The following is a 2,916-nucleotide window of genomic DNA, read 5'->3' as shown; positions in this document are numbered from 1 at the left end:
TTTTCGCCGCGACGCGCGCGTGGCTGGCCTGGCGCTGATCGCGCAGGGCGCGGGCGCGCTCGGCCTGGGCGGCCAGCTCGCTGTCGTCAAGCTGGGCGATCAGTCCGCCGGCGGCGATCGGTTGCCCCTCGCGCAAGGGCAGGCTGCACACGGCGGCGTCGATCTCGGTGACGACGTCGATCGCGTCGCTGGCCGCGAGCGAGCCCACCACCGTGAAGCGATCGACGAGCCCGCCGCTGGTCGCCGTCGCGGTCTCGACGGGCATCGGCGGCATCTGGAAGCCGCCGCCCGCCTGGCCGCGCTGGCCGCAGCCGGCCGCCAGCGCGAGCGCGAGGGGGAGAAGCGCGGCCGCGGCGAGAGCGGCGGCCAGTCGGACTGGCAGCGCGTGGCGGTTCATCGGGTGCCTCCCTCTTCGGCGGTGGCGACGGCGGCCGGGTAGCCCCCCGCGGTGAGTCGGCGCAGCGCGGCGCCCGCGCGGGCGCTGCGAACGAGCGCCACCGAGTAGCGGCGCTGGGCATCGGCCAGCTCGGCGGCCAGCCGCACGAGCTCGAAGGCGGTCGCGCGGCCGCTCGTGAATTCGGCGCTGCCGATGCGGAGTTGCTCGAGCGAGGCGTCGACGCCGGTCGCGGCCAGGGCGAGCCGCGCCTCGCTGCGGGCCAGCTCGCGGTGCTGCGCGCGCACGGCCTCGGCGAGCGCGCGGCGGGCGTCCTCATGGGCCGCCTCGGCGCGCGCCTGCTCGGCGCGCAGACGGTCGCGCTCGCCGCGATCGCGCCCGCCCAGGGGCAGGCTCAGGCGCAGGCCCCAGCGCCAGCTCGGATAGTCGCGGCCCAGCACCTGCTCGACGGTGTCGCCGTAGCCGATGTCGGCCGCGTTGCGCAGGGTGTCGGGGCCGCTGCCGCCGAAGTCGACGATCAGGTCGCGGCCGCGGCCACCGAGCCCGCGACCGCCGAGGGCGCCGAACACATCGAGCTGCGGCAGCGCGTTCCAGCGCGCTGCGCGGCTGCGCGCCCTGGCCGCACCCAGGCTCTCCCCCGCCGCCGCGAGGACGAGGTTCCGCTCCGTCGCGAGCTCGACGAGGGACGCCTCGGCGGCGGCCGGCCAGCTCGCCGGCGGCTCGCCCTCGGCGCGGAAGCGGGCCGCCGCGCTGGGCCGCCGCCCCATCAGGGTGGCCAGGCGCTCGGAGAGCTGGTCGAGCTGCTCCTCGCTGTCGAGCAGGACCTGGCCCTGCTGCGCGAGGAAGGCCTGCGCCGAGGCGACGGCCCCCGGACCGACGATGCCCGCCTGCGCGCGCAGCTCGGCCTCGCGCAGGAAGCTGCGCGCCTGCTCGGCGATGAGCTGCTGCACGGCGAGGTCGCGCTCGGCGGCGTAGAGCGCCCAGTAGGCGGTCTCGACCTCGGCGGCGGTCGCCAGGCGGGCGTCGGCGTAGAGCGCCTCCGCCAGCGCGCGCTCGGCGCGCGTCGCCGCCAGCTCGCCGCGCGCGCCGGGACCGAAGCCCTTCAGGAGCGGCTGCGTGAGCGCGAGCTCGCCGTGGCCGTCGATCTGGGGTGAGAGGCTCGTGAAGCTGGAGTTCGTCGTGCTGCGCAGGGCGCTCAGGCTGGCAGCGAGCTGCGTACCCGTCGGCAACTGCCAGCGCAGGCCGCCGCTCGCGCTGCGCGTCTCCGTCTCGAGCAGGGCGGCGCCGGCGAAGACGCTGGCCGTCGGCTGCTCGTCGTTCGCCGTGCTGAGCTCGGCGAAGAGCTCGGGCCAGAAGGCGCCGCGCTCGCGGCGCGCGGCCCCGGCCGCGGCCTCGCGAGCCGCGGCCGCGAGGCGCAGGGCGCTGCCGTCGGCAAGGGCGGACGCGATCGCCTCGTCCAGGCTGAGGCGCTCGCCGGGGAGCGCGGCCAGCGCGGCTGCGAGGGCGCTGTCCGGGATCGCGGTCAGGGCCGGGGTCGCGGCGCCGGCGGCCGGCGTTCCCACGGGCGGCACCAGGGGACCGAGCAGGTAGACGCAGGCGAAGACGAGGATGCGGCGGCAGGACGGCAGTTGAACAGGCATGGAAACGGCTCTCCCGGCTGGCAGGGGATCGGGCGCGGAAGGACGCGGGGAAGGCGGACCTCGACCGCGAGAGGGCATGATAGCACCGGCGAGGCGGGACGCCAGGTCAATTAGGTAATAAGGATAACAGGCTCCGCATTGGGCCTAGCGGGAGGCGCGCCGGCGCGGGCGCAGCAGGCGCCGCCAGGCCCAGTCCGAGCAGGAAGGCGATGAAGATCTCCATCGGGCGCTCCCGGCCGCTGCCGCGGCCTGCTACAGCACCGCCAGCACCTCGTAGCGCTGGTTGCGCAGCACGGGCGTGAAGCCGGCGTCGCGGATCAGGCGCTCGATCTCGCTGCGCTCCATGAGGAAGCTGGCGCCGGCCTGGCTGACCACGTTCTCCTCCAGCATCAGGCTGCCGAAGTCGTTCGCGCCGAAGCGCATGGCGATCTGGCCGATCTTGGCGCCCATCGTCACATAGGAGAGCTGGAGGTTGGCGAAGTTGTCGAGGTAGAGCCGGCTGAGCGCGAGCACGCGCAGGTACTCCACGGCCGTCGCGCGCGGCGTGTGCAGGTGCGTGTTGTCCGGCTGGAAGGTCCAGGGGATGAAGGCCGTGAAGCCGCCGGTGCGATCTTGCAGAGCGCGCAGGCGCTCCAGGTGCTCGACGATCTCGGCCGGCGTCTCGACGTGGCCGAACATCATCGTGGCCGTCGTGCGCAGGCCGAGGCGGTGGGCGACTTCCATCACCTCGAGCCACTCGTCCGCGCTGTCCTTGAGCGGCGAGAGCTTGCGCCGCACGCGGTCGACGAGGATCTCCGCGCCGCCGCCGGGGATGGAGTCGAGCCCCGCGCGGGCGAGGCGGCGGATCGTGGTCTCCAGGTCGAGCCCCGAGAACTCGGCGAT

Annotated in this window: 3 protein-coding genes; all 3 read right to left on the bottom strand. The window is 75.3% G+C overall.

What is annotated here, in order from left to right; translation table 11 throughout:
- Positions 1-397 (bottom strand): hypothetical protein (locus FJ251_15115; GenBank protein ID MBM4119032.1); only part of this gene is annotated, 397 nt, incomplete at its 3' end.
- Positions 394-2,112 (bottom strand): TolC family protein, encoded by a 1,719-nt coding sequence (locus tag FJ251_15110; protein ID MBM4119031.1) that lies wholly within the window; start codon positions 2,110-2,112, stop codon positions 394-396. The genes FJ251_15110 and FJ251_15115, both read right to left, overlap by 4 nt.
- Positions 2,113-2,286: 174 nt before the next feature.
- Positions 2,287-2,916: dehypoxanthine futalosine cyclase (locus FJ251_15105; GenBank protein MBM4119030.1), on the bottom strand; the 630-nt coding region annotated here is incomplete at its 5' end.

The sequence above is a fragment of the bacterium genome, from assembly GCA_016873475.1.
GTDB lineage: Bacteria > Krumholzibacteriota > Krumholzibacteriia > JACNKJ01 > JACNKJ01 > VGXI01.
This window is presented reverse-complemented; position numbering and strand designations above follow the sequence as displayed.

Coding starts and splice junctions, on each gene's coding strand:
- FJ251_15110 (MBM4119031.1), bottom strand. CDS start 2,112: ATGCCCTCTCGCGGTCGAGGTCCGCCTTCCCCGCGTCCTTCCGCGCCC.